We start from the raw sequence: 23,812 nt of genomic DNA on the forward strand, positions 1-23,812 counted from the left end.
GAGATGGCCGAGGACGCCAACAACGACATCAGGGCCATGAGCTTCGAGCAGGCGCTCGAGGCGCTGGAGAAGATCGTCGAGGATCTGGAGCGCGGCGACGTGCCGCTCGATCAGTCGATCAGGATCTATGAGCGCGGCGAGGCGCTGAAGAAGCATTGCGACCGCCTCCTGAAGGCGGCCGAGGACAAGGTGGAGAAGATCCGCCTGTCGCGCGAGGGCCAGCCGACGGGCAGCGAGCCCCTCGACGAGGGTTGAGGGGCAGCGTCCGCGCCGCGTCTCATCGGGCTGCCCGGCCGTCCACGGAGCGGGGGTGACCCCAGCCTCTCCGCGACGCCGCGCCAGATTTACTTTGATCGCCCGAAGTCCTATGTCGGGTGACAGCCAACAGCCGAGGTGAGGCGCGTGAAATCGCCACCCGACACACCCCTTCTCGACACGGTCGTCCATCCGAGCGACTTGAAACGCCTTTCCGAGGACGCGTTGCCGCGGCTCGCCGACGAGTTGCGCGCCGAGCTGATCGACGCCGTCTCCAGGACGGGCGGCCATCTGGGCGCCGGCCTCGGCGTGGTCGAGCTGACGGTGGCGCTGCACTATGTGTTCGACACGCCGGACGACCGGCTGATCTGGGATGTCGGGCATCAGGCCTATCCGCACAAGATCATCACCGGCCGCCGCGACCGCATCCGCACGCTGCGCCAGGAGGGCGGCCTCTACGGTTTCACCAAGCGTTCTGAAAGCGAATATGACCCGTTCGGCACGGCGCATTCCTCGACCTCCATCTCCGCCGGCCTCGGCATGGCGGTGGCGCATGGCCTGGCGGGCCGCAAGCGCAACGTGATCGCTGTCATCGGCGACGGGGCGATGTCGGCCGGCATGGCCTATGAGGCGATGAACAATGCCGGTGCGCTCGACGCGCGGCTGATCGTCATCCTCAACGACAACGACATGTCGATCGCCCCGCCCCAGGGAGCCATGAGCGCCTATCTGGCGCGGCTCGCCTCCGGCCGCACCTATCAGGGCGTGCGCGAGCTCGGCAAGAAGCTCACCTCCTATCTCGGCAAGGGCGTCGACCGAGCCGTGACGCGGGCGGTGGAGCATGCGCGCGGCTACGTGACCGGCGGCACGCTGTTCGAGGAGATGGGCTTCTTCCACATCGGCCCCATCGACGGCCACAATCTGAAGCACCTCGTGCCGGTGCTGAGGAACGTGCGCGACAATGGCAACGGCCCGGTGCTGATCCATGTGGTGACCAAGAAGGGCAAGGGCTACCCGCCGGCAGAGGCCGCCGAGGACAAGTATCACGGCGTCAACAAATTCGACGTCATCACCGGCGCGCAGGCCAAGGCACCGGCCAACGCGCCGAGCTACACCAAGGTGTTCGCCCAGTCGCTGATCACCGAGGCGCGCGAGGACGAGCGCATCGTCGCCGTCACCGCCGCCATGCCGTCCGGGACCGGGCTCGACCTGTTCGGCAAGGAATTTCCGCAGCGCACCTTCGACGTCGGCATCGCCGAGCAGCACGCGGTGACCTTCGCCGCCGGCATGGCGACCGAGGGGCTGCGACCCTTCGCGGCGATCTACTCCACCTTTCTGCAGCGTGCCTATGACCAGGTGGTGCACGACGTGGCGCTGCAGAACCTTCCGGTGCGTTTCGCCATCGACCGGGCCGGCTTCGTCGGCGCCGACGGGCCGACCCATTGCGGGGCCTTCGACGTCACGTTTCTTGCCAGCCTGCCGAACATGGTGGTGATGGCGGCGGCCGACGAGGCGGAACTGCGCCACATGGTGCGCACCGCCGCCGTGCACGATGCCGGCCCCATCGCCTTCCGCTATCCGCGCGGCGACGGCGTCGGCGTCGATCTGCCGGAGCGCGGCGAGGTTCTGGCGATCGGCAAGGGGCGCATCCTGCGCGAGGGCACGAAGGTGGCGCTCCTGTCGCTCGGCGGACGGCTGCAGGACTGCCTGAAGGCCGCTGAGGAGCTGGACGCCGCGGGGCTCTCGACCACGGTTGCCGATGCGCGCTTCGCCAAGCCGCTCGACAAGGAGCTGATCCGCAGGCTGGCGCGCGAGCACGAGGTGCTGATTCCCATCGAAGAGGGCTCGATCGGCGGCTTCGGTTCGCATGTGCTGCATTTCCTGGCGCATGAGGGATTGCTCGAAACCGGCCTCAGGGTGCGCCCGATGGCGATGCCGGACCGCTTCGTCAACCACGCCAAGCCGGAACGGATGGTGGAGGATGCCGGCCTCGACGCGGCGGCGATCGTGCGCACCGTGTTCGTCGCGCTGGGCGGGCGTGCCGAGCGCGTCGCGCGCGCTTGACCCTCATGAGGCTCGATCAGGTCCTCGTCGAGCGCGGTCTGTTCGACAGCCGGGCCCGCGCCCGCGACGCGATCCTGCGGGGCACGGTGTCGGTCGACGGAAAGCCGGCGAGGAAGCCCGGGCAGACGGTTTCCGGTGATGCAGGAATCACGGTCGACGATCCCGCCAGCGGCTATGTCTCGCGCGCGGCGCTGAAGCTCAAGCACGCGCTCGACCTCTTCGGCCTCGACCCGACCGGTGCGGAGGCGCTGGACATCGGCGCTTCGACCGGCGGCTTCACGCAGGTGCTTCTGGAGCGCGGCGCAAGGCATGTGACGGCCATCGACGTGGGCAGCGGCCAGATGGACCCGCGAGTCAGCGAGGATCCGCGCGTCACCTCGCTCGAGGGCGTCAACGCGCGCCACCTGACGCTCGACGCGATGGGTGGCCGCAGGCCGGATTTCCTCGTCTCGGACGTCAGCTTCATTTCCCTGAAGCTGGCGCTGCCGCCGGCCCTGTCGCTGGCGGCGCCGGGTGCCCGGGGCGTCTTTCTGGTCAAGCCGCAGTTCGAGGCGGGGCGCCAGGCGATCGGCAAGGGCGGTCTGCTGCGCGACCCGCAGCAGGCAGAGGCCATCGCCGCCGACCTGCATGCCTGGCTGGAGACGAACGAAGGATGGCGGGCCGTCGGGCTGGCCGCCTCTCCCATCGAGGGCGGCGACGGCAATCGCGAATTTCTGCTGGCGGGACAAAAGGCATGACGCGCCAGACGCTGCTGATCGACCGTCTCGGCGCGCAGGGCGACGGGATCGCCGAGACCCCCTCGGGTCCCGTCTACGTGCCGTTCGCCCTGCCGGGAGAGACGGTCGAGGCGCTGGTGCAGAAGGGCCGCGCGCAGAAGGTGGAGCTGCAGGCGGCCGCGCCGCAGCGGGTGAAGCCTGTCTGCCGCCATTTCGGCGAGTGCGGTGGCTGCGCGGCGCAGCATCTGGAGGCGGGTGCTTATAGTGAATGGAAGCGTGACAAGCTGGTGCGGGTGCTTGCCGCGCGCGGCATCGCGGCGGATGTGGCGTCGCTCGCCGCTTGCCCGCCGGCATCGCGCCGCCGCGTGATGCTTTCGGCGCGCCGGCTCGGCGCCGGCGTCGTGCTCGGCTTCAACGCGGCGCAGTCGCACCGCATCGTCGCCATCGAAGATTGTCCCGTTGCAGTCCCGGAGATTGTCGCCGCCCTCGATGCGCTGCGGGATCTCGCAAAAGTCGTCGCTGCGACGCCGAAGGCGTTCCACATGGCGGTAACGGCCACCGCAACCGGGCTCGACATCGCCGTGGAGGGTTCCGGCCGGCTGGGCGCGAAACAGCGCCGTGCGGCCGTCGATTGCACTCTGGCCAAGGGGTTCGCGCGCCTGACCGTCGATGGCGAGGTCGTCGTCGAGGCGCGCCAGCCGACGGTGCTGTTCGGCGACGTGCCGGTCATCCTCCCGCCAGGCGGCTTCCTGCAGGCGACCGCCGGCGCCGAAGCGGCGATGGCCGGACTTGTCGAGACGCATCTCGAAGGCGCCGGGCATGTCGCGGATCTCTTTGCCGGCAGCGGCACCTTCGCCCTGCGCCTGGCAAGGCGTGGGCGCGTCTATGCCGTCGAAGGGGATGCGGCGGCGCTTGCCGCGCTCGATCGGGCGGCGCGACAATGGCCGGCCCTGAAGCCCGTGACCGCGGAAAAGCGCGATCTTTTCCACCGGCCGCTGACGGCGAAGGAACTCGCCGCCTTCGACGGCCTCGTCTTCGATCCGCCGCGCGCCGGCGCCGAAGCCCAGTGCCGGCAGATCGCCGCCTCCGGCATTCCCCGCGTGGCGGCCGTCTCGTGCAATCCGGGCACGTTGGCGCGTGACCTGGCGATCCTTTGCGAAGGCGGCTATCGGGTGAGGGTGGTGGTGCCCATCGACCAGTTCCTGTGGTCACCGCATGTGGAGGCGGTGGCCCTGCTGGAACGGACCGGCCGTTGCTGAAGGCGCGGGCGTCGGTGCCACGCGGGGGCCATGCCTGGAGCATTCTGCCGTCAGGCAGAATCACCTGATGACCGCATAGATGCGGAAAAACAATGAGATGGAACGGGCAACGTTTCCATGAAACGATGAATCGGTCTAGGGCGCGCCAATGTATGCGGCGCCGGTCCTGCGCGACCGGCCCAGCATCTCCAGGATCGCTTCTTCGTCGGTCACTCCCGAGCGGAATATCTCGATGATCTCGAGCGCCAGCGCCTCTTCCTGCTGCGGGGTACCGGCGAAGTGCCGGGCACGGGCGAAAACGCGCCCCAGAAGGTCGATTTCATCAGGACCGAAAATTCCGTTCGCTGCAATGGCAGCACGCATAGGCATGGCTACACCTTTTAACCGATCCCGACCCTACACCAGTATTTCAGCTTTGCGCTGCGCGATCAATGAAATTCTAGAAAAAATAAAATAAATACAAATAGTTAGCATTATTGTCATCGTGCCCCGGCGCCTCATAGCTTGCCGCTTCCGCAAGAGGCGAGAGGTCAGACACTTACTGTCTTGACAGAGTTACCGTCACAGCCGAATAGTTAGCAACTTACTCAATCAACTTCTTCGCTTGGCGAAGCCTCCAGTGGTGCTGTGAATGTCCGAGAGCGAGCGTGGTGAACGGCTGCAGGTCATGCTCAACGCAGAAGAGCTGCGTGCAATCGACAATTTTCGCTTCGAAAACAGAATGCCGAGCAGGGCCGCAGCCGTGCGGGAGCTTTTACGGCGAGGGTTGTTGGCGGAAGGGTTCCTGAGCGCGCAGGGCGGCGAGAAATCGCAGGATTTCGGCGTCGTCTCCAACCGGAGCTGACACGGGACCCGGACGCCCTTACGTCCGCGTGCCGCCCACCGTCATCTGGTCCATCCTCAGATGCGGCTGGCCGACACCGACGGGTACGCCCTGGCCGGCCTTGCCGCACATGCCGATGCCGTTGTCGAGCTTCATGTCGTTGCCGACCATGGAGACCCGGTGCATGGCGTCAGGCCCGTTGCCGATCAGCATTGCGCCCTTCACCGGCTGGGTCACCTTGCCGTCTTCGATCAGGTAGGCCTCGGTGCAGCCGAACACGAACTTGCCGGAGGTGATGTCCACCTGGCCGCCGCCGAAAGAGACGGCGTAGATGCCTTTCTTCACCGAGGCGATGATCTCCTCGGGCGCCGTGTCGCCGCCGGTCATATAGGTGTTGGTCATGCGCGGCATCGGCTCATGGGCGTAGGATTCGCGCCGCCCGTTGCCGGTCGGGCGCATGCCCATCAGGCGGGCGTTCTGGCGGTCCTGCATGTAGCCGACCAGCTTGCCGTCCTCGATCAGTACATTGTGCGCCGACGGCGTTCCCTCGTCGTCGATGGTCAGCGAGCCGCGCCGCTCGAGGATCGTGCCGTCGTCGACGACGGTGACGCCCTTCGCAGCCACCTGCTGCCCCATCAGCCCGGCGAAAGCGGAGGTCTTCTTGCGGTTGAAATCGCCTTCGAGCCCGTGGCCGACGGCCTCGTGCAGCATGACGCCCGGCCAGCCATTGGCCAGCACGATGTCGAAGGTGCCGGCCGGCGAGGGGACGGCCGAAAGGTTGACCAGCGCCTGGCGCAGCGCTTCGCCGGCGGCGAATTGCCAGGAGTCCTCGGCCAGGAACTCGCCAAAGCTCTTGCGTCCGCCCATGCCGTAGGATCCGGTTTCCTGCCGGTCGCCTTCGCCGACGATGACGGAGACGTTCATGCGCACCAGCGGGCGGATGTCGCGGGCGATCTGGCCGTCGGCGCGCAGGATCTCCACATGCTGCCACGAGGCGGCCAGCGAGGCGGTGACCTGACGGACACGCGGGTCCCTTGCCCTCAGCCAGGCGTCGATCTCCTGCAGGAGCCTGGCCTTCGCCTCGAAACCTGGATCGGCGATCGGATTGTCTTCGCCGTAAAGCCGCTGATTCGTCCGCGAGGGTGCGGCGGCGAGCGTGCCCGCATAGCCGCCCTTGACGGCTGAGACGGCATCGGCGGCACGCCGCAGGGCAGCCTCGGAAAGGTCGCTCGAATGGGCATAGCCGGTGGCCTCGCCCGCCACGGCGCGCAGACCGAATCCCTGGTCGGTGTTGAAATTCGCCGTCTTCAGCCGCCCGTCGTCGAAGACGAGCGCTTCCCCTTCCCGGTATTCGAGGAACAGTTCCCCGTCATCGGCGCCGTGAATAGTGTCGGCGACGATGCCCTTCAGCCGGTCGGCAGAGCAGTCGAAGGCGTCCAGAAGCGATTTGGCGGTCATGAAGCTATCCTGTCGAAACGTCCTTCCTCATTTAGGAAGGAACGCGCTTTCGATCCAGTGGTGGCCGATCCGGTGGCGGCGCGATGCGAAGCGGTCGGCGCCTGCCTTGCCCCGCCGCAAGCCTGACGGACGTAAAATGCGTTACCGCGGCAGAGCGTCGAAGCCCTCGGCGAAACCATTGAGGTCGACCGGGATGCCGATGCCTTCCTCCGGCGTCTGGAAGACGATGAAGGTGGCCGCTTCGCCGGTCTTCAGCGTGTTGATGAGCTGCTCCTCGAGGATCACCTCCGCATAGCAGCCGTCCTGGAAGCAGCGCACGAAATAGGCCCGACCGATGTCCTTGCCATCGACATTGAGGCCGAGGCCATTGGGCAGCAGGACGCCGAGCGGCGCCAGCACGCGCAGGATCTCCGCCTTGCCGTCGGCGGTTCTCAGCACGACCACGGACAAGCCCATTTCCGGACGGTCCTCGGCGACGACGTTCTGCATCATCGCGCATTGCTCGCTGGAAGCGCCGGCCGGCGTGTCGCACAGGATCGACCAGGCACCATGGGTGGAGCGGACCGTGCCGCTCTGCTGCGCGCCGGCACTCATGGCGGGAAGGACGGTCATGGCGAGCGCGAGCGCTGCACGTGTTACGAAAGACATGGTCATGCTTCCTGCTCCCGGACGAATCAGGGCAATTTATCCTGCGTTGGCTCTCGCCGAAAAGGGATTGTGTCGGCAATGGTCGGAAAAACCTGTTCACTCAGGTTCGTCGTGAACAATTTCGGGCGATTCCGACGGAAATGGGACGGTCTCGCATTTTGTGCTATTGCGCGGGTGCAAGTCTCGGCGTTATGAGCCGGGCTTGGTGGTGCGATCCGGACAGATGGTGTCATCTGTCTGGAAAAGTCTTTCCACCGGACCGATAGCCGGTGGGCCGACTTTTCCAAACGGATGGACATCAGCCGTTTGGGGCGGTCCGCCGGGGCGCAAAAATGCCGCATGCGGCATCGAACGCCTTTCTTGCGGTTCAGATGAGAGTATGGTTTGAACGCGCCATAAAAAGCCAGAATTCCCTTTGCGGCAAAATCGGTTCCGCCGGCTTTGCCGTATCGCCACGGGAGATGACGAGGGTTATGAAGAATATCGCTGTTGGCCTTGCCACTCTGCCATTTCTCGCAACGGGCGCCTTCGCTGCGCAGCCCGAGCCTTGGCAGTACCGGTTCCAACCGGCCGCCACTGGCATCATGCACGAGATCACCTGGTTCGAGCAGTACACCTTGTGGTTCATCGTTCCGATCACGATTCTCGTCATGCTCCTGCTTGCCTGGTGCATCCTGCGTTTCCGCGCCAGCGCCAACCCGACGCCGTCGCGCACCAGCCACAACACGCTGATCGAGGTGCTGTGGACCGTCGGGCCGGTGATCGTGCTTCTGTTCCTGGCGGTGCCGTCGTTCCAGCTTCTGACGGCCCAGTACACGCCGAGCGAGGAGCCCGAGCTGACGATCAAGGCGACCGGCGTGCAGTGGTACTGGGACTACGAATACCAGTTCGACGAGCCGCTCTCCTTCACCTCGCTGATGCTGCAGGAAGGCGACCGCGCCACCGCCGGCAAGGAGGACAAGGGCGAGTATCCGCGTCTTCTCGCCGTCGACAACGAGATCGTCGTGCCGGTCGACACGACCGTGCGTGTGCTGGTCACCGCGAGCGACGTGATCCATGCCTTCGCCATGCCGGCCTTCGGCGTGAAGGTGGACGCGGTGCCTGGTCGCATCAACGAGACCTGGTTCAAGGCGGAGAAGGAAGGCCTCTACTATGGCCAGTGCTCCGAACTGTGCGGCAAGGACCACGCCTTCATGCCGATCGCCATCCGCGTCGTGGCAAAGAACCAATATGACACCTGGATCGCGGCCGCCCGCGATGACCTTGCCGGCGCCAACAGGGCGCTGATGGCTGCGATCGAGGCAAAAACGAAAGTCGCGTCTGCCGGGCAGTGATTGCCCGCAGACGTTCGAGAGAGGAAATGGAGCGGTAGGAAATGGCAGGCGCTGCAACCCATGACGCCCATGGCGAACACAAGCCGACCGGATGGACCCGGTGGGTTTATTCCACCAACCATAAGGACATCGGCACGCTCTATCTGATCTTCGCCATTTGCGCGGGCGTCATCGGCGGCTTCCTGTCCGTCATGATGCGCTGGGAGCTGGCAGAGCCGGGGATCCAGATCTTCCACGGCCTGGCGGCCATGGTCTACGGTTTCGAGGGCGATGCGGCGCTCGATGCCGGCAAGCACATGTTCAACGTGTTCACCACGGCGCACGGCCTCATCATGATCTTCTTCATGGTCATGCCGGCGCTGATCGGCGGCTTTGCCAACTGGATGGTGCCGATCATGATCGGCGCGCCGGACATGGCGTTCCCGCGCATGAACAACATCTCGTTCTGGCTGCTGCCGCCGGCCTTCATCCTGCTGCTCATGTCGCTGTTCGTTCCCGGCCCCGCCGGCGGCTTCGGCACGGGCGGCGGCTGGACGATCTATCCGCCGCTGTCGACCTCCGGCCAGCCCGGACCGGCCATGGACCTGGCGATCCTGTCGATCCACATCGCCGGTGCGTCGTCGATCCTCGGCGCCATCAACTTCATCACCACCATCTTCAACATGCGCGCGCCGGGCATGACCCTGCACAAGATGCCGCTGTTCGCCTGGTCGGTGCTGATCACGGCCTTCCTGCTGCTGCTCTCCCTGCCGGTGCTGGCGGGTGGCATCACCATGCTTCTCACCGACCGCAACTTCGGCACGACCTTCTTCGCCCCCGAAGGCGGCGGCGATCCGATCCTGTTCCAGCATCTCTTCTGGTTCTTCGGCCATCCCGAGGTGTACATCCTGATCCTGCCGGGCTTCGGCATCATCAGCCACATCGTGTCGACCTTCTCGCGCAAGCCGATCTTCGGCTATCTCGGCATGGCCTACGCGATGGTCGCCATCGGCGCGGTCGGCTTCATCGTGTGGGCGCACCACATGTACACGACCGGCCTGTCGCTCGACACGCAGCGCTACTTCGTCTTCGCGACGATGGTCATCGCGGTGCCGACCGGCGTGAAGATCTTCTCGTGGATCGCCACCATGTGGGGCGGCGCCATCCAGTTCCGCACGCCGATGCTGTGGGCGATCGCCTTCATCTTCCTGTTCACCGTCGGTGGCGTGACGGGCGTGCAGCTTGCCAATGCCGGCCTCGACCGGGCCATGCACGACACCTACTACGTCGTCGCGCACTTCCATTATGTGCTGTCGATGGGTGCCGTGTTCGCCATCTTCGCGGCCTGGTACTACTGGTTCCCGAAGATGACGGGCTACATGTACAACTCGTTCATCGCCCGCATCCACTTCTGGATCACCTTCATCGGCGTGAACGTCATCTTCTTCCCGCAGCACTTCCTGGGTCTGGCCGGCATGCCGCGCCGCTACATCGATTACCCGGACGCCTTTGCCGGCTGGAACATGGTGTCGTCCTACGGCTCCTACCTGGCGGCCATCGGTGTCCTGGTGTTCCTGTTCGGCGTGTTCGAGGCCTTCGCCAAGAAGCGCCCGGCCGGCGCCAACCCGTGGGGCGAGGGCGCCACGACGCTGGAATGGCAGCTTTCTTCGCCGCCGCCGTTCCACCAGTGGGAACAGCTGCCCAAGATTCGCTGATCGGCGGGCAGATATTTCAACAACAGGCCGCGCGCCCGACGCGCGGCCGATGTCAATGAAGCAGAAGGCTGAACATGGCGCTGGTCGAACAGAAGCATCTGGATGACGCTGGCTATCGCCTCTCCGAGGCGCAGCCGGGCGATTTCATCGCGCTTTTGAAGCCGCGCGTCATGTCGCTGGTCGTGTTCACCGCCTTCGTCGGCCTGGCCATGGCGCCGGCCACACCCAATCCCTTCCTGGCGCTCATCGCGATCGCCGCCATTGCCGTCGGCGCTGGCGCCTCCGGCGCCCTCAACATGTGGTACGATGCCGACATCGATGCCGTCATGAGCCGCACCGCCAAGAGGCCGGTGCCGTCCGGGCGCGTGACGCCGGGCGAGGCGCTCTCCTTCGGGCTGATTCTGTCGTTTCTGTCGGTCATGATGCTCGGCCTGATGGCGAACTGGGTCGCCGGCGCGCTGCTCGCCTTCACCATCTTCTTCTACGCAGTCATCTACACCATGTGGCTGAAGCGCTCGACGCCGCAGAACATCGTCATCGGCGGCGCCGCCGGCGCGCTGCCCCCGGTCGTCGGCTGGGCCTCTGTGACGGGAACGGTGAGCCTCGAGAGCCTGATCCTGTTCCTGATCATCTTCCTGTGGACGCCGCCCCATTTCTGGGCGCTGGCCCTCTTCAAGTCCTCCGACTACGAGCGCGCGGGCATCCCGATGCTGCCGAACGTCGCCGGACATGCCGCGACCAAGAAGCAGATCTTCATCTATGCGCTGCTGCTGGCGGCGAGCGGCGTGCTGCCGGTGTGGGCCGGCTTTGCGAGCCTTGCCTATGGCGCGGTCGCCGCGGGGCTCGGCGCGGGCTTCGTCTGGTATTCCTGGCGCGTTCTCAAGATGCCGCAGGACGATCGGTCCATGAAGCCGGCGAAGGCGCTGTTCGGCTATTCGCTGCTCTATCTCTTCGCAATCTTCACCGCCTTGCTGGCCGACCGTCTGGCGGCGAGCTTCGGGCTCCTTGGAGGCTGAGCGGATGGAGCAGGATTACATCAAGCCGACGGAGGCGCAGCTCAAGGCGCGGCGCAAGCGGTCCGTCGCCATCGCCCTGGCGCTGGCCGCCTTCGTGGTGATCGTCTATGTCGGCAGCCTGGTGAAGCTCGGGCCGTCCCTGTTCGACCGTGCAATGTAGAGGTTCGGCGATGAGCGACGAGCAGACCAAAAAGGCCGCAGAGGCAAGCAGCAGGAACCGCAACGCGGCGATCCTTTGCCTTGCCCTGGTCGGCGGCATGGTCGGCATGGCCTATGCGGCGGTGCCGCTCTACCAGCTCTTCTGCCAGGTCACCGGCTATGGCGGCACGACACAGCGCGTCGAGCAGTATTCGGACACGATTCTCGACCAGACGATCACCGTGCGCTTCGACGCCAACACCAACGGCGTTCCGTGGGAATTCGAGCCGGTGCAGCGCGAGGTGACGATGCGCATCGGCGAGACCAAGCAGATCTCCTATATGGCGCGCAACCTTTCCGACAAGGCGACCTCCGGGACGGCGACCTTCAACGTCTCGCCGGCGCGTGCAGGCGCCTATTTCAACAAGGTGGAATGCTTCTGTTTCACCGAACAGGAGTTGCAACCGGGCGAGTCCTATGACATGCCCGTCGTATTCTTTGTCGACCCGGAGATCGTGAAGGTGCCGGAGCTTAAGAACCTGAAGACGATAACGCTTTCCTACACATTCTTCCCGCTTGAGAAGAAGGCGCCGGTTGCCGCCGCGCCCAACAGCAACGCAAATCAGAACGACAATCTCGGGGGCTGACATGGCCGACGCGCACGCAAAACACCACGACTACCACATCATCGATCCGAGCCCCTGGCCTTTCCTGGGGTCTTTCGGCGCGCTCATCATGGCCATCGGCGGCATCGCCTGGATGAAGGCTGCCAACGGCGCCGAGTTCTCGATCTTCGGCATCGACCTTGCCGCGACCAATTTCTGGCTGTTCGTGATCGGCCTCTTCATCGTGCTCTTCACCATGTATTCCTGGTGGGCCGACACGATCAAGGAAGCGCATGAGGGGCACCACACGCGCGTCGTCTCGCTGCATCTGCGCTACGGCATGATCATGTTCATCGCCTCCGAGCTGATGTTCTTCGTGGCCTGGTTCTGGGCGTTCTTCGACGCCAGCCTGTTCCCGGCCGACGGGCCGCAGGTGGCGCGCACCGAGTTCACCGGGGGCGTATGGCCGCCGCATGGCGTCGAGGTGCTCGATCCCTTCCACCTGCCGCTCTACAACACGATCATCCTGCTTCTGTCGGGAACGACGGTGACCTGGGCGCACCATGCGCTGCTCGAGAACGACCGCAAGGGCCTGGTCTGGGGCCTCGTGCTGACCGTGGCGCTCGGCGTCCTGTTCTCCTTCGTGCAGGCTTACGAGTACATGCACGCGCCGTTCCAGTTCTCCGAATCGATCTACGGCGCCACCTTCTTCATGGCGACGGGCTTCCACGGTTTCCACGTCATCATCGGCACCGTCTTCCTGCTCGTCTGCCTGTTGCGCGCCATGGCCGGCGATTTCACGCCGAAGCAGCATTTCGGCTTCGAGGCGGCTGCCTGGTACTGGCACTTCGTCGACGTGGTGTGGCTCTTCCTGTTCACCTTCATCTATGTGTGGGCTTCGGCCGGCGCCACCATCGCCCACGGCTGATCAAGCCTTGCGATCTTGCAGAACGGCCGGGGAGACCCGGCCGTTTTTCTTTGCGGCAAGGCCGTCCCACCTTGCCTGGTAATAAACCTCCTGCGGCATCGCGCGGCGTCGACCGGTGGGCACGGCTGTGATACCACGGCCGGCGATACCGGCAGACGACAGGGAAGCGGGTCCATATGACCGACGACAAGGAAGGCAATGCGGGTCCGAGCCCGAACGGGGGAGAGGATCAGGCTCTTTGGCCGCCGGTCGATCCCGTCTCGGCCGGTCTCGGCGGGCGTTGCCCGCGCTGCGGGGAGGGGCGGCTCTTCTCCGGCTTCCTGACGGTCGGCAGGAGATGCGGCAATTGCGGGCTCGATTACGGCTTCGCCGATGCCGGTGATGGCCCCGCGGTGTTCGTCATCCTGATCATCGGCTTCATCGTCGTCGGGCTGGCCCTGTGGATGGAGGTGACGCTGTCGCCGCCGCTCTGGGTCCATTTCCTCTTGTGGATCCCGCTGACGCTGGTGCTCGCGCTGACGGCGCTGCGCCTCATCAAGGGGCTGCTGATCGCCCTGCAATACCGGAACAAGGCTGCCGAAGGGAAACTCGACCATCCATGACGGAAACACGCAGCGCCTTGAGGCCTGCCACGACCTGGCTGCTCCTGCTGCTCAGCGTGCTCGTGCTGGCGGTGCTTCTGGCGCTCGGCACCTGGCAGGTGAAGCGCCTGCAGTGGAAAGAGGCCCTGATCGAGCGCATCGAGGAACGCATCGCCGCCGAGCCTGCAAACCTGGAGGCGATGGAACGCGTCTATGCCGAGACCGGCGACGTCGACTATCGGCCGGTCGAGGTGAGCGGTGCCTTCACCCATGATGGGGAGCGGCACTACTTTGCCACCTGGAAGGGCGAGTCGGGCTATTTCGTCCACACGCCGCTGCGCCTCGCCGACGGCCGCTACATCTTCGTCAACCGCGGCTTCGTGCCTTTCGATCGCAAGGAACAGCAGACGCGAGGCGAGGGGCAGATTGTCGGCGGTGTGCGCGTCACCGGCCTGGCGCGGCGTGCGCCGCAGGAAAAGCCGTCCTTCATCGTCCCGGAAAACGACCCGGCGAAGAACATCTTCTATTGGAAGGACCTGGGCGCGATGGCGGCGACGGCCGGCCTGCCGCAACCGAGCGAGGTGCTGCCCTTCTACGTGGATGCCGACGACACGCCGAATCCGGGCGGGCTGCCGATCGGCGGCGTGACGCTCATCGACCTGCCCAACAGCCACCTGCAATACGCGATCACCTGGTATGGTCTGGCGGTGGCTTTGTGCGCGGTCCTGGCGGTCTGGTGGTGGCGCGACCGCCGCCGCTCTTGACATCTTCGCCTCATCGCCTCCATTTCGCGGCACGAACAAAGGACACGTGACCATGGCTGCTGCGGACATGCCCCGAAAGAAACTGACGATACGGCTTTGCGGGCCGCGCGGTTTCTGCGCCGGTGTCGACCGCGCGATTCAGATCGTCGTCCTGGCGCTCAAGAAGTACGGCGCGCCGGTCTATGTCCGGCACGAGATCGTCCACAATCGCTACGTGGTCGAGGGGCTGCAGGAGCGTGGGGCGGTGTTCATCGAGGAACTCGACGAGATTCCTGCCGAGCATCGCCAATGTCCCGTGGTCTTTTCGGCGCACGGCGTGCCGAAATCGGTGCCGGCCGACGCCGAGACGCGCAACCTCTTCTATCTCGATGCCACATGCCCGCTCGTCTCCAAGGTGCACAAGCAGGCGATGCGCCACCACCGCCTCGGCCGGCACGTGCTGCTGATCGGCCATGCCGGCCATCCCGAGGTGATCGGCACGATGGGACAGCTTCCCGACGGCGCGGTAACGCTCGTCGAGACGGTCGAGGGGGCCATGGCGCTGACCCCGCCGGCGGGCAGCGAGCTCGGTTTCGTCAGCCAGACGACTCTGTCGGTCGAGGATACGGCCGATATCCTGCGCGCGCTGGAGGAGCGGTTTCCGGACCTGCACGCGCCGGCCGCCGAATCGATCTGCTATGCCACCACCAATCGCCAGGAAGCGGTGAAGATGGCGGCCCCGGGGGCCGATCTCTTCCTCATCGTCGGCGCGCCCAATTCATCGAACTCGCGCCGCCTGGTTGAGGTGGCGGAGCGGGCGGGGGCGAAGCGCTCCCTGCTGGTGCAGCGCGCTTCGGAAATCCCATGGGACGAGATCGGCGAGCCCAAGGTGCTGGGCCTGTCGGCCGGCGCCTCGGCGCCCGAGATCATCGTCAACGAGATCATCGACGCCTTCGCCGAGCGCTATGACGTGACGGTCGATCTTGCCGTGACCGCCGAGGAGACGGAGAACTTTCCCGTCATGCGCGCCTTGCGCGACGTGGAACTGACCAGCGCCGACATGGCCTTTGTCAACGGTAACGCATAGAATGGCCGTCTATACCGACATTTCGGAAATCGAACTCGAAGCCCTGCTCGAAGCCTATGACGCGGGCAAGCTGCTCTCCTACAAGGGCATCGCCGAGGGGTCGGAGAATTCCAACTACATGCTGCACACGTCGCAGGCGGCCTACATCCTGACGCTCTACGAACGACGTGTCGACCGGGCCGACCTGCCGTTCTTCCTCGGGCTGATGGAGCACCTGGCACGGCACGGCGTGAGCTGTCCGCTGCCGGTGCGCCGGCGCGACGGTGAGGTGGTCAGCGAGATCGCCGGCCGCCCGGCTGCCCTCATCACTTTCCTGGAGGGCATGTGGATCCGGCGTCCGACGCCGCAGCATTGCCGCCAGGTCGGCCGTGCGATGGCGCAGATGCATCTGGCGGCACGCGGGTTTGCGCTGTCGCGGCAGAACGCTTTGACGCTCGATGGCTGGCGCGAGCTCTGGGACAAGGCCAGGCCGCGTGCCGACGAGGTGGAGAAAGGGCTGAGCGCCGAGGTCGAGGCCGATCTGGAGGTGCTGGCGCAGTCCTGGCCGCGTGATCTGCCGGCCGGCATCATCCATGCCGATCTCTTCCCGGACAATGTGTTCTTCCTCGGCGGCGAAGTCTCCGGCATCATCGACTTCTATTTCGCCTGCAACGACCTTCTGGCCTATGACATCGCCACCTGCCTGAATGCGTGGTGCTTCGAGAAGGACGGGTCATACAACCTCACCAAGGGGACGGCGCTGCTGGAGGGGTATCAGGAGGTGCGGCCTCTTGAAGCCGGCGAGGTTGCCGCCCTGCCGATCCTGGCGCGCGGCTCGGCGCTGCGCTTCATGCTGACCCGGCTCTACGACTGGCTGACCATTCCCGACGGAGCGCTGGTGAACAAGCGCGACCCGATGGAATATGTGCGCCGGCTGCGCTTCCATCGCCAGATTGGCGCCCCTTCGGAATACGGGATCGGACTTCGGTGACCAGCGTCGAGATCTTTACCGACGGAGCCTGTTCGGGCAATCCGGGGCCGGGTGGTTGGGGTGCGCTGCTGCGCCACAACGGCGTCGAGAAGGAGCTGTCCGGCGGCGAGGCGGACACCACCAACAACCGCATGGAGCTGATGGCGGCGATCAACGCGCTCAACGCGTTGAAGCGCCCGTGCGATGTCGATCTCTACACCGACAGCGTCTATGTGCGCGACGGCATCTCCGGCTGGATCGAGGGCTGGAAGCGCAATGGCTGGAAGACGGCCGCCAGGAAGCCGGTGAAGAATGCCGAGCTGTGGCAGGCGCTGGACGAGGCGCGGCGGCGCCACAAGATCAGGTGGCACTGGATCAAGGGGCACGCCGGGCACCCGGAAAACGAAAGAGCCGACGCGCTGGCGCGCGCCGGCATGGAACCCTTCAAGAAGAAGAGATAGGCCGTGCATTTTGCAGTCAGGTGGAATCACCTGACGTCCGCATAAATGCCAGGAGCAAAAGACGGGCGCGCTGTGCACCCAAAAGGACGCACGGCGTGCCCGCCGGATTTTCGCATCCGGCGCTGAAGCGTCAGAGCTGCTCGAGAATGCGCGCCGCGCCGCTCGTGACGGCCTCGCCGGGATTCTCCTCGACGTTGATCGCCGTGACGGTACCGTCGTCGACGATCATCGAGTAGCGCTTGGAGCGGCTGCCGAGCCCACCCTTCGACAAGTCGATGTCGAGGCCGAGCGCGCGCGTGAAGTCGCCGTTACCGTCGGACAGGAAGATCAGCTGATCCTCAGCGCCGGTGAAACCGGCCCAGGCCCGCATGACGAAATGATCGTTGACGGAGACGACGGCGATGCCGTCGGCGCCGCGCGCCCGGATCGCATCGCCATTCTCCACGAAGCCCGGCAGGTGGCTGTTGCTGCAGGTCGGCGTGAAGGCACCCGGCACCCCGAAAAGAACGATCTTGCGGCCGGCGAAGAAATCGGGGGCGGCGACGTCCTTGGCTCCTTCGGAACTGACCTGCTTGAGCGGGGCTGCGGGAATGCGATCGCCTACGGAAATGTGCATTGACTATACTCCTGATGCAAAAAGAGAAATTGTTATAGGTACTTGTCAGCGAATCTGAAACTTCCCTTCGACGGCCCGCCCGCCGCTCGAGAGGGTATAGTTCAGCCAGCTCTCCGCAAGGGCCTGGCCGGGACTTGCGAAGATTTCAACAGCGAATTCCGCCACGCCCCCGTCGAAGCTGGAAAGAACCGGCGTTCCGAAAAGATAGGGCTTCTCGTGGTCGATGAAGAGCTCGGGCCGGTCCGCGCCGGCGGGCAGATGCGCCTCGACGACAAGCACCCCGTCCTGCAGCTCGAGGCCGGTGATGCCGAACATGTCGTCGGCCGGAGCGGGGAGCGCGGCGTGAGCCATCTCCACCGTGAAGGCATCGCTCTGGTTGTCCGGGTCGGCGCCGGGATCGAAGACGAACGAGGCCTGGAAGGGGATGCAGATGGTCTCACAGATGCCGAGCAGGACATCGGCATCGATGAGCGTCACCGCATCTGCCTGATCGAGGGTGAAGGTGACGGGCAGGCGGACCGAGTGCTTGTAGCCTGCCCAGACGGTCTCCCCGTCGTGCACGCGCTCGGGGGCTGGAAAGCGGATTTCCGCCGCGGTGATGTGGGGGCTGCGCGACAGGTCGATCTCCGGCGGGATGCCCGAGGCGCCGGGGTTGCGCCAATAGGTTTTCCAGCCGGGCTTGAGGTTTATCTCCAGCGCACCGCGCAGGCGACCCTGGGCATCCGGCAGGCCGGAGGTGACGAGGCGCACGGAGCCGCCTTCGCTGCTCTGCCATTGGCTGGAAGCGGCAAAGGACGGGGAAGCCGCCAGCAGCGGCAGGATCAGGGCGACATGGCTATTCATGGGCAGACATTGCCGATCCTTTGTGGCGAGATCAACGCAACCCCGGCCAGGATTGCTTCATAAATGCGTGAAGCTCCCACGATAAGGGGTATTACATCCGCCTTTCATGGCTCGGAGAAAAGAGCTACCCTGTGCACATGGACAGCGAGAAGCGCGACAAGGGGCCGGCCCCCTATCTGGAAAACCATTTTCTGATCGCCATGCCCGGCATGCGCGACGAAAGGTTCTCGCGCTCGGTAATCTATCTGTGCGCTCACAGCGAGGAGGGCGCCATGGGGCTGATCATCAACCAGCCCCAGCAGATGGCCTTTCCCGACATTTTGGTGCAGCTTGGCATCCTCGACCAGCAAGAGGCGATCCGCCTGCCGCGCGAGGCGCGTGAACTGCCGGTGCGCAATGGCGGGCCGGTCGACCGCAGCCGCGGCTTCGTGCTGCACACGGACGACATGATGGTCGAATCCACCATGCCCGTGTCGGAGCATATCTGCTTGACGGCGACGGTGGACATGCTGCGCGCCATCTCGCTCGGCCGCGGCCCGCGCCACGCGATGATGGCGCTCGGCTATGCCGGCTGGGGTGCCGGGCAACTCGAGATGGAGATCAGCGAGAATGGCTGGCTGACCTGCCCGGCAACGCCCGAGCTGCTGTTCGAAGGGAACATCGAACGCAAATATGAGGGCATCCTGGCCGCCATCGGCATCGATGCCGCGCATCTCAGCCAGTTCGCCGGCCACGCCTGACGACACCACGGCAGCCGCGCCCGCATCGGGGCCGGTCGGTCAAGACCGTGCGGCGGTCGTCTGCTCGAAGAGCAGCTTCTGGATGGCCTCGGCGTTTTCCGGCACCCCGAAGAGGAAGCTCTGGGCGTATTCGCAGCCCATCTTGCGCAGTTCCTCCGCGTCGTGCTCGTCGGCGACGCCCTCGGCGACCACCGACAGCCCCAGCTCGTGCGCCATCTTGACCATCGAGCGCACCAGCACCTCGCCGCGCGGCGTGGTGTCCTCCAGAAAGCTCTTGTCGATCTTGATCGTGTCGAAGGGGAAGCTCGACAGATAGGAGAGCGACGAATAGCCGGTGCCGAAATCGTCCAGCGACAGGCCGATGCCGATCTGCTTCAGCTTCTGCAGGACATGGGCAGACTGCTCGGGATTGTCCATGACCAGGGATTCGGTCAGTTCGAGGCGGAAACTGTCGGGCCTGATGCCGGAGCGGGCGATGACGGAGCGGACGTCGCTGACGAGATCGCGGCGGATCAGTTGCCGGCTCGACAGGTTCACCGACACGAAGAGCGGTATGCTGCCGATCTGCTTCTGCCAGCGATAAAGGTCCTCCGCAGCCTGCTGCATGGCGAAGAGGCCGAGCTGGACGATGAGGCCGGAGCTTTCGGCGACCGGGATGAAGTCGGCCGGCGCGATGGTGCCGCGGCGCGGATGCTCCCACCGCAGCAGCGCCTCGAAACCGGCGATCGATTCGTCCTCGAGGCGGATGATGGGCTGGTAGACGAGCTTCAGCTCGGAGCGGTCGATGGCGCGGCGCAGGTCCGATTCGACCCGCAGCCGGTTGTTGCCGATCGAGCGGAAGGCCGGCCGGAACGGCTCGATCCGGTCGCCGCCGAAACGCTTCGCCTGGTACATGGCAAGCTCGGCATCCTTGAGCATTTCCTCGGCCGAGGTCTGCGCCGATGTCCAGGAGATGAGGCCGATGGAGGGCGTCAGGACGATTTCGCGCCGGGCAAAGGTGACGGGCGTGCGGATCGCCTGCTTGATCGCATCGGCGACGGCGGCGATCCTGGCCGGCTCCTGCTCCGACAGGACGATCATGGCGAACTGGTCGCCCGACAGGCGCGACAGGGAATCGCGCGGCTTCAACAGGCGATGCAGGCGGCGCGCGATGGTCAGGAGGATCGTGTCGCCCACGGAGATGCCGAGCTCGTCATTGACCTGCTTGAAGCGGTCGATGTCGATCACGAAGACGGTCGGCCGCACCTTCTGCTCGGTGCGGGCGATGGCGATGATGGCATCGAGGCTGTTGAGGAACAACTCGCGGCTCGGCAGGCCCGTGAGATTGTCGTGCACCGCATCGTGCAGCAGCCGCTCTTCGGCCTTCTTCTGCTCGGTGACGTCGACCATCGTGCCGACGCAGCGGATCACCTGGCCGTCGGAGCCGATGACCGGCCGTGCGCGCAGCGCGAACCAATGGTAGTGGCCGTCCGCGCCGCGCAGCCGGAAGCTCTGCGAGATGCGTCCGCGGCGGTGCTCCAGGACCACGTCGAGCGTGGTGCGGAAGGTGTCGCGGTCGTCGGAATGCAGGAGCGACAGCCATTCGCGGGCCGGGCCGTGCAGGCTGCCGGAGGGCTGGCCGAGCTGCTTGCTGATGTCGGGCCGTGTGACGATGCGGTCGCGCGCCACGTCCCAGTCCCAGACGACGTCGCCCGACCCGGAGATCGCCAGCGCCTGGCGTTCCATGTCGCTGAACAGGCCCTGGAAGATCGCGCCGCCGGCAAACGCATGCTGCATGACGGTGAAGCCGATCAGCAGGATGATCAGGATCAGGCCGCCGCCGATGGCCGGCTGCACGATGTCGTTGTCGAGCGCACCGGTGATCGCCATCCAGGAACCGATCAGCCAGGCGATGATCATGACCCAGCTCGGCACCAGCATGATCGCCCGGTCGTAGCCCTGCAGGCTCAGATAGACGATGATGCCGAGGCCGACGACCGCCGTCGCGGCGAAGGACAGCCGGGCGATGCCGGCCGAGGCGGCGGGATCGATGATAGCGAAGCCGGCGATCATGCCGAGGCCGAGGATCCAGGCAAGCACGCCGTAGCTGAAATGATCGTGCCAGCGGTTGAGATTGAGATAGGCGAACAGGAAGACGACGAGCGTCGCAGCCAGCCCGACCTCGGTGCCGGCCCGCCAGATCTGCTCGTTGCCGGGCGAGATCTCGATGACCTTGTTCAAAAAGCCGAAATCGATGGAGATATAGGCGAGCACCGCCCAGGCAAGGGCCGCCGTGGCCGGGAACATGGAGGTGCCCTTGACGACGAAGAGGATGGTCAGGAACAGGGCGAGGAGACCGGCAATGCCGATGACGATGCCGCGGAACAGGGTGTAGGCGTTGACCGTGTCCTTGTAGGCGGACGGGTCCCACAGATAGACCTGCGGCAGGTTGGGCGAGGAGAGCTCCGCCACGAAGGTGACGACGGACCCGGGATTGAGGGTGACCAGGAATTCGTCGGCGTCGGGACTGTCCTGCCGGTCGAGGGTGAAGCCGGCGCTCGGCGTGATGGCGGCGATGCGCTGCGAGCCGAGATCGGGCCAGAACAGGCCCGATCCGACAAGGCGGAAATGCGGCGCGACGATCAGCCGGTCGAGCTGCTGGTCGGTGGTGTTGGCGAGCGCGAAGACCGCCCAGTCGCCCGTCGAGCGCTCGTCCTTCGCCTCCACCTCGATGCGGCGGACGATGCCGTCGACATCGGGCGCCGTCGATACCTGGAACGTGTCCCCCTGGCCGCGGTGGATCTCGACCGCCTTCGACAGGTCGAGCGCGACATCCTCGCGGGAAATCTTGATGGGCTCGATGGCGAAGGCCGTTGTGGCGGCACCGATGATGGTGAGGAAAACGGCGGCGATCGTCGCCAGGGCTGCGAGGATGTGGGATCGCGACAAGAATCAGCCTCGTTGTTCAAATGCTGGCACGCGACGCTCCTCGGCGATCAGTGCGTAAAGATAATGATCCCGCCAGGAACCGTTGATCCTGAGGTAGGATTTGAGAAGCCCTTCGCGCTGAAATCCGGCTTTTTCAAGTAACCCGACCGAACGGTTGTTGTCTGGAATACAGGCCGCCTCCAGACGGTGCAACCGCAAGGTTTCGAATGCATAGGGAATAACCAGCCGAACGGCATCAAGCATCATGCCGCGGCCCGCATAGGGCTCGCCCATCCAGTAGCCCATGCTGGCGGTCTGGGCGACGCCGCGCCTGATGTTGGAAAGGGTGAGGCCGCCGACAAGCGCCTTGCTGCGGGTCTCGAAGAGGAAGAAGGAGACCCCCGTGCCCTGGTCGAAATCGCTGCGGTAGCGGCGGAGCCGCTGGCGAAAGGCGCTTCTCGACAATTCGTCCGGCGCCCAGCGCGGCTCCCATGGCTCGAGGAAGGAGCGGCTGTTCTGACGCAGCGCTGCCCATTCGCCGTGATCGTGCATGCTGGGCGCGCGCAGGAACACCTTCTCCCCCTTGAGCGCCGGAAGCGGGCGGCGAAAGAAGGGTACGTCCAGCATGTTGTCCCGTCTGCCTAGACGGCGAGCTTGCGCGGCGTCGGACCCTGGTCGGCAAGCGCGTCCTGGATCGCCTCGAACGGAGCGAGCGCTCCCACCGGGCCGATCGCGGTGACGGTGGGCTTCGAGGTGAAGAGGCGGTTGGAAAGGTCGGTGAGGCGATCCACCGTGAGATTCGAAAGGCGGTCCATCAGCTCGTCGACCTCGATGGGCCGTCCGTAGAGCAGCAGCTGGCGGGCGATCTGCGAGGCACGGCTAGCCGGATTTTCACGGGCCATCATCAGGCCGGCCCGATACTGGGCGCGGGCACGGTTGAGCTCGTCCGGGCCGATGTCCTGGCCGGCGCGCTGCAACTCGCCCAGGATGAGCGGCACCAGTTCCTCGATGTCGCTCTTGCCCGTCGCGGCGTGGACGCCGAAGATGCCGGTATCGGAAAAGCCCCAATGGAAGGCGTAGACCGAGTAGCACAGGCCGTGCTTTTCGCGCACCTCCTGGAACAGGCGCGAGGACATGCCGCCGCCGAGGATCGACGACAGGACCTGCGAGGCGTAGAAATCGCGCACGTGATAGGCCCGTCCCTCGAAGCCGAGGATGATCTGCGCGTCCATCAGCTCGCGATGTTCGCGATAATCGCCGCCGACATAATGGGCGTATTGCGGCATGACGCCCTCCGCCTTGGCGCGGAAGCCGCCGAGCCGCGACTCCACCTCGCGCACGAAATCATCGTGCTTGAGGCCGCCGGCGGCGACGATCACCATGCGATCGGCCGAGTATTGCCGCTCCAGGAAGGCGCGCAACTGATCGGAGGTGAAGGACTGAACCGTTTCGGGCGTGCCGAGAACCGAGCGGCCGATCGCCTGATGGCGGAAGGCGGTCTCGGTGAAGCGGTCGAAGACGATGTCGTCCGGCACGTCGTGAGCGGCGCCGATCTCCTGCAGGATGACGTGCTGCTCGCGCTCGAGCTCGTGCGGGTCGAATTTGGAATCGTTGAGGATGTCGGAGAGAATGTCGATCGCCAGAGGAACATCGGCGCTCAGTACCCGGGCGTAGAAGGCGGTGGTCTCGACGCTGGTGGCCGCATTGATCTCGCCGCCAACATCCTCGATATCCGTCGCGATCTGACGGGCGCTGCGCTTGCTAGTGCCTTTGAACGCCATGTGCTCGAGCAGATGGGCGATGCCGTGCTCGTTCTCATACTCGTTGCGCGATCCGGATTTGACCCAGATGCCCAAAGCGACGGTTTCCAAGTGTGGCAGGGTTTCGGTGGCGACCGTCAGGCCGTTCGACAGACGGCTTACCTCAACACCCATATGGCTGGACTCC

General features: G+C 65.3%; 25 protein-coding genes. 17 read left to right on the forward strand and 8 right to left on the reverse strand.

The window, feature by feature from the left end:
• Positions 1-3 precede the first annotated feature (3 nt).
• The 4 genes from NUU27_RS11140 to NUU27_RS11155 all read left to right on the forward strand — a co-directional run bounded on the left by NUU27_RS11140 (position 4) and on the right by NUU27_RS11155 (position 4,294).
• Positions 4-255: an exodeoxyribonuclease VII small subunit gene (locus NUU27_RS11140; RefSeq protein ID WP_257762173.1), complete on the forward strand. Its 252-nt coding sequence runs from the start codon at positions 4-6 to the stop codon at positions 253-255.
• A 147-nt stretch (positions 256-402) separates the two neighbouring features.
• Positions 403-2,319 (forward strand): 1-deoxy-D-xylulose-5-phosphate synthase, encoded by a 1,917-nt coding sequence (gene dxs / locus NUU27_RS11145; RefSeq protein WP_257762174.1) that lies wholly within the window; start codon positions 403-405, stop codon positions 2,317-2,319.
• A gap of 5 nt (positions 2,320-2,324) precedes the next feature.
• The gene (locus NUU27_RS11150) at positions 2,325-3,056 is read left to right on the forward strand and encodes a TlyA family RNA methyltransferase (RefSeq protein WP_257762175.1); all 732 of its coding nucleotides are present in this window, start codon (positions 2,325-2,327) and stop codon (positions 3,054-3,056) included.
• Entirely contained in the window at positions 3,053-4,294 is a 1,242-nt protein-coding gene (locus tag NUU27_RS11155) for a class I SAM-dependent RNA methyltransferase (RefSeq protein ID WP_257762176.1), read from the forward strand. Before NUU27_RS11150 ends, NUU27_RS11155 begins: the two co-directional genes overlap by 4 nt.
• A gap of 135 nt (positions 4,295-4,429) precedes the next feature.
• On the opposite strand, the gene NUU27_RS11160 is transcribed toward NUU27_RS11155, so the two are convergent.
• Positions 4,430-4,663 (reverse strand): hypothetical protein, encoded by a 234-nt coding sequence (locus NUU27_RS11160; protein ID WP_257762177.1) that lies wholly within the window; start codon positions 4,661-4,663, stop codon positions 4,430-4,432.
• A 262-nt stretch (positions 4,664-4,925) separates the two neighbouring features.
• Between NUU27_RS11160 and NUU27_RS11165 the strand changes: the two genes are divergently transcribed.
• Positions 4,926-5,138 (forward strand): hypothetical protein, encoded by a 213-nt coding sequence (locus NUU27_RS11165; protein WP_257762178.1) that lies wholly within the window; start codon positions 4,926-4,928, stop codon positions 5,136-5,138.
• Between the two features lie 18 nt (positions 5,139-5,156).
• Here the strand turns inward: NUU27_RS11165 and tldD are convergent, their stop codons facing one another.
• Positions 5,157-6,575 (reverse strand): metalloprotease TldD, encoded by a 1,419-nt coding sequence (gene tldD, locus NUU27_RS11170; protein ID WP_257762179.1) that lies wholly within the window; start codon positions 6,573-6,575, stop codon positions 5,157-5,159.
• A gap of 141 nt (positions 6,576-6,716) precedes the next feature.
• On the reverse strand, positions 6,717-7,187 hold the full coding sequence (locus NUU27_RS11175; RefSeq protein ID WP_257762204.1) for an invasion associated locus B family protein: 471 nt from the start codon (positions 7,185-7,187) through the stop codon (positions 6,717-6,719).
• 509 nt (positions 7,188-7,696) lie between these two features.
• On the opposite strand from NUU27_RS11175, the gene coxB reads away from it, so the two are divergent.
• From coxB to rnhA, 11 genes are all read left to right on the forward strand, one after another.
• On the forward strand, positions 7,697-8,557 hold the full coding sequence (coxB, locus tag NUU27_RS11180; protein WP_257762180.1) for a cytochrome c oxidase subunit II: 861 nt from the start codon (positions 7,697-7,699) through the stop codon (positions 8,555-8,557).
• A gap of 41 nt (positions 8,558-8,598) precedes the next feature.
• Entirely contained in the window at positions 8,599-10,251 is a 1,653-nt protein-coding gene (gene ctaD, locus NUU27_RS11185; protein WP_257762181.1) for a cytochrome c oxidase subunit I, read from the forward strand.
• A gap of 74 nt (positions 10,252-10,325) precedes the next feature.
• Complete coding sequence (locus tag NUU27_RS11190; protein WP_257762182.1) at positions 10,326-11,267, forward strand: heme o synthase; 942 nt, start codon at positions 10,326-10,328, stop codon at positions 11,265-11,267.
• Between the two features lie 4 nt (positions 11,268-11,271).
• Entirely contained in the window at positions 11,272-11,427 is a 156-nt protein-coding gene (locus NUU27_RS11195) for a hypothetical protein (protein ID WP_257762183.1), read from the forward strand.
• A gap of 10 nt (positions 11,428-11,437) precedes the next feature.
• The gene (locus NUU27_RS11200; RefSeq protein WP_257762184.1) at positions 11,438-12,052 is read left to right on the forward strand and encodes a cytochrome c oxidase assembly protein; all 615 of its coding nucleotides are present in this window, start codon (positions 11,438-11,440) and stop codon (positions 12,050-12,052) included.
• Position 12,053: 1 nt separating this feature from the next.
• Positions 12,054-12,938, forward strand: coding sequence for a cytochrome c oxidase subunit 3 (locus tag NUU27_RS11205; protein ID WP_257762185.1), 885 nt, complete (start codon positions 12,054-12,056; stop codon positions 12,936-12,938).
• Positions 12,939-13,114: 176 nt separating this feature from the next.
• Positions 13,115-13,540, forward strand: coding sequence for a DUF983 domain-containing protein (locus tag NUU27_RS11210; RefSeq protein ID WP_257762186.1), 426 nt, complete (start codon positions 13,115-13,117; stop codon positions 13,538-13,540).
• Positions 13,537-14,283: an SURF1 family protein gene (locus NUU27_RS11215; RefSeq protein WP_257762187.1), complete on the forward strand. Its 747-nt coding sequence runs from the start codon at positions 13,537-13,539 to the stop codon at positions 14,281-14,283. Before NUU27_RS11210 ends, NUU27_RS11215 begins: the two co-directional genes overlap by 4 nt.
• Positions 14,284-14,335: 52 nt before the next feature.
• Positions 14,336-15,349 carry a 4-hydroxy-3-methylbut-2-enyl diphosphate reductase gene (ispH, locus tag NUU27_RS11220; RefSeq protein ID WP_257762188.1) on the forward strand — a complete coding sequence of 338 codons (1,014 nt, stop codon included), beginning with the start codon at positions 14,336-14,338 and terminating at the stop codon, positions 15,347-15,349.
• Between the two features lies 1 nt (position 15,350).
• Positions 15,351-16,319: a homoserine kinase gene (locus tag NUU27_RS11225; RefSeq protein WP_257762189.1), complete on the forward strand. Its 969-nt coding sequence runs from the start codon at positions 15,351-15,353 to the stop codon at positions 16,317-16,319.
• Positions 16,316-16,759, forward strand: coding sequence for a ribonuclease HI (gene rnhA, locus NUU27_RS11230; RefSeq protein ID WP_257762190.1), 444 nt, complete (start codon positions 16,316-16,318; stop codon positions 16,757-16,759). The genes NUU27_RS11225 and rnhA overlap by 4 nt, the downstream gene beginning before the upstream one ends.
• A 130-nt stretch (positions 16,760-16,889) precedes the next feature.
• Here the strand turns inward: rnhA and NUU27_RS11235 are convergent, their stop codons facing one another.
• Both NUU27_RS11235 and NUU27_RS11240 read right to left on the reverse strand, forming a co-directional pair.
• Positions 16,890-17,375, reverse strand: coding sequence for a peroxiredoxin (locus NUU27_RS11235; RefSeq protein WP_257762191.1), 486 nt, complete (start codon positions 17,373-17,375; stop codon positions 16,890-16,892).
• A 45-nt stretch (positions 17,376-17,420) separates the two neighbouring features.
• The gene (locus NUU27_RS11240; protein ID WP_257762192.1) at positions 17,421-18,218 is read right to left on the reverse strand and encodes a protein-disulfide reductase DsbD domain-containing protein; all 798 of its coding nucleotides are present in this window, start codon (positions 18,216-18,218) and stop codon (positions 17,421-17,423) included.
• Positions 18,219-18,355: 137 nt separating this feature from the next.
• Between NUU27_RS11240 and NUU27_RS11245 the strand changes: the two genes are divergently transcribed.
• Positions 18,356-18,958: a YqgE/AlgH family protein gene (locus NUU27_RS11245; RefSeq protein WP_257762193.1), complete on the forward strand. Its 603-nt coding sequence runs from the start codon at positions 18,356-18,358 to the stop codon at positions 18,956-18,958.
• A 39-nt stretch (positions 18,959-18,997) separates the two neighbouring features.
• Here NUU27_RS11245 and NUU27_RS11250 read toward each other — a convergent pair whose 3' ends face one another.
• Genes NUU27_RS11250 through NUU27_RS11260 form a run of 3 tightly spaced genes read right to left on the reverse strand, consistent with a single transcriptional unit; the run spans position 18,998 to position 23,799 of the window.
• Entirely contained in the window at positions 18,998-21,871 is a 2,874-nt protein-coding gene (locus NUU27_RS11250; RefSeq protein ID WP_374566490.1) for an EAL domain-containing protein, read from the reverse strand.
• Positions 21,872-21,889: 18 nt separating this feature from the next.
• Positions 21,890-22,492: a GNAT family N-acetyltransferase gene (locus tag NUU27_RS11255; RefSeq protein ID WP_257762195.1), complete on the reverse strand. Its 603-nt coding sequence runs from the start codon at positions 22,490-22,492 to the stop codon at positions 21,890-21,892.
• 14 nt (positions 22,493-22,506) lie between these two features.
• A complete protein-coding gene (locus NUU27_RS11260; RefSeq protein ID WP_257762196.1) occupies positions 22,507-23,799 on the reverse strand; it encodes a pitrilysin family protein in 1,293 nt (430 codons plus the stop codon).
• Between the last annotated feature and the right edge of the window lie 13 nt (positions 23,800-23,812).

The sequence above is a fragment of the Nitratireductor sp. ZSWI3 genome (assembly GCF_024655565.1).
GTDB lineage: Bacteria > Pseudomonadota > Alphaproteobacteria > Rhizobiales > Rhizobiaceae > Nitratireductor.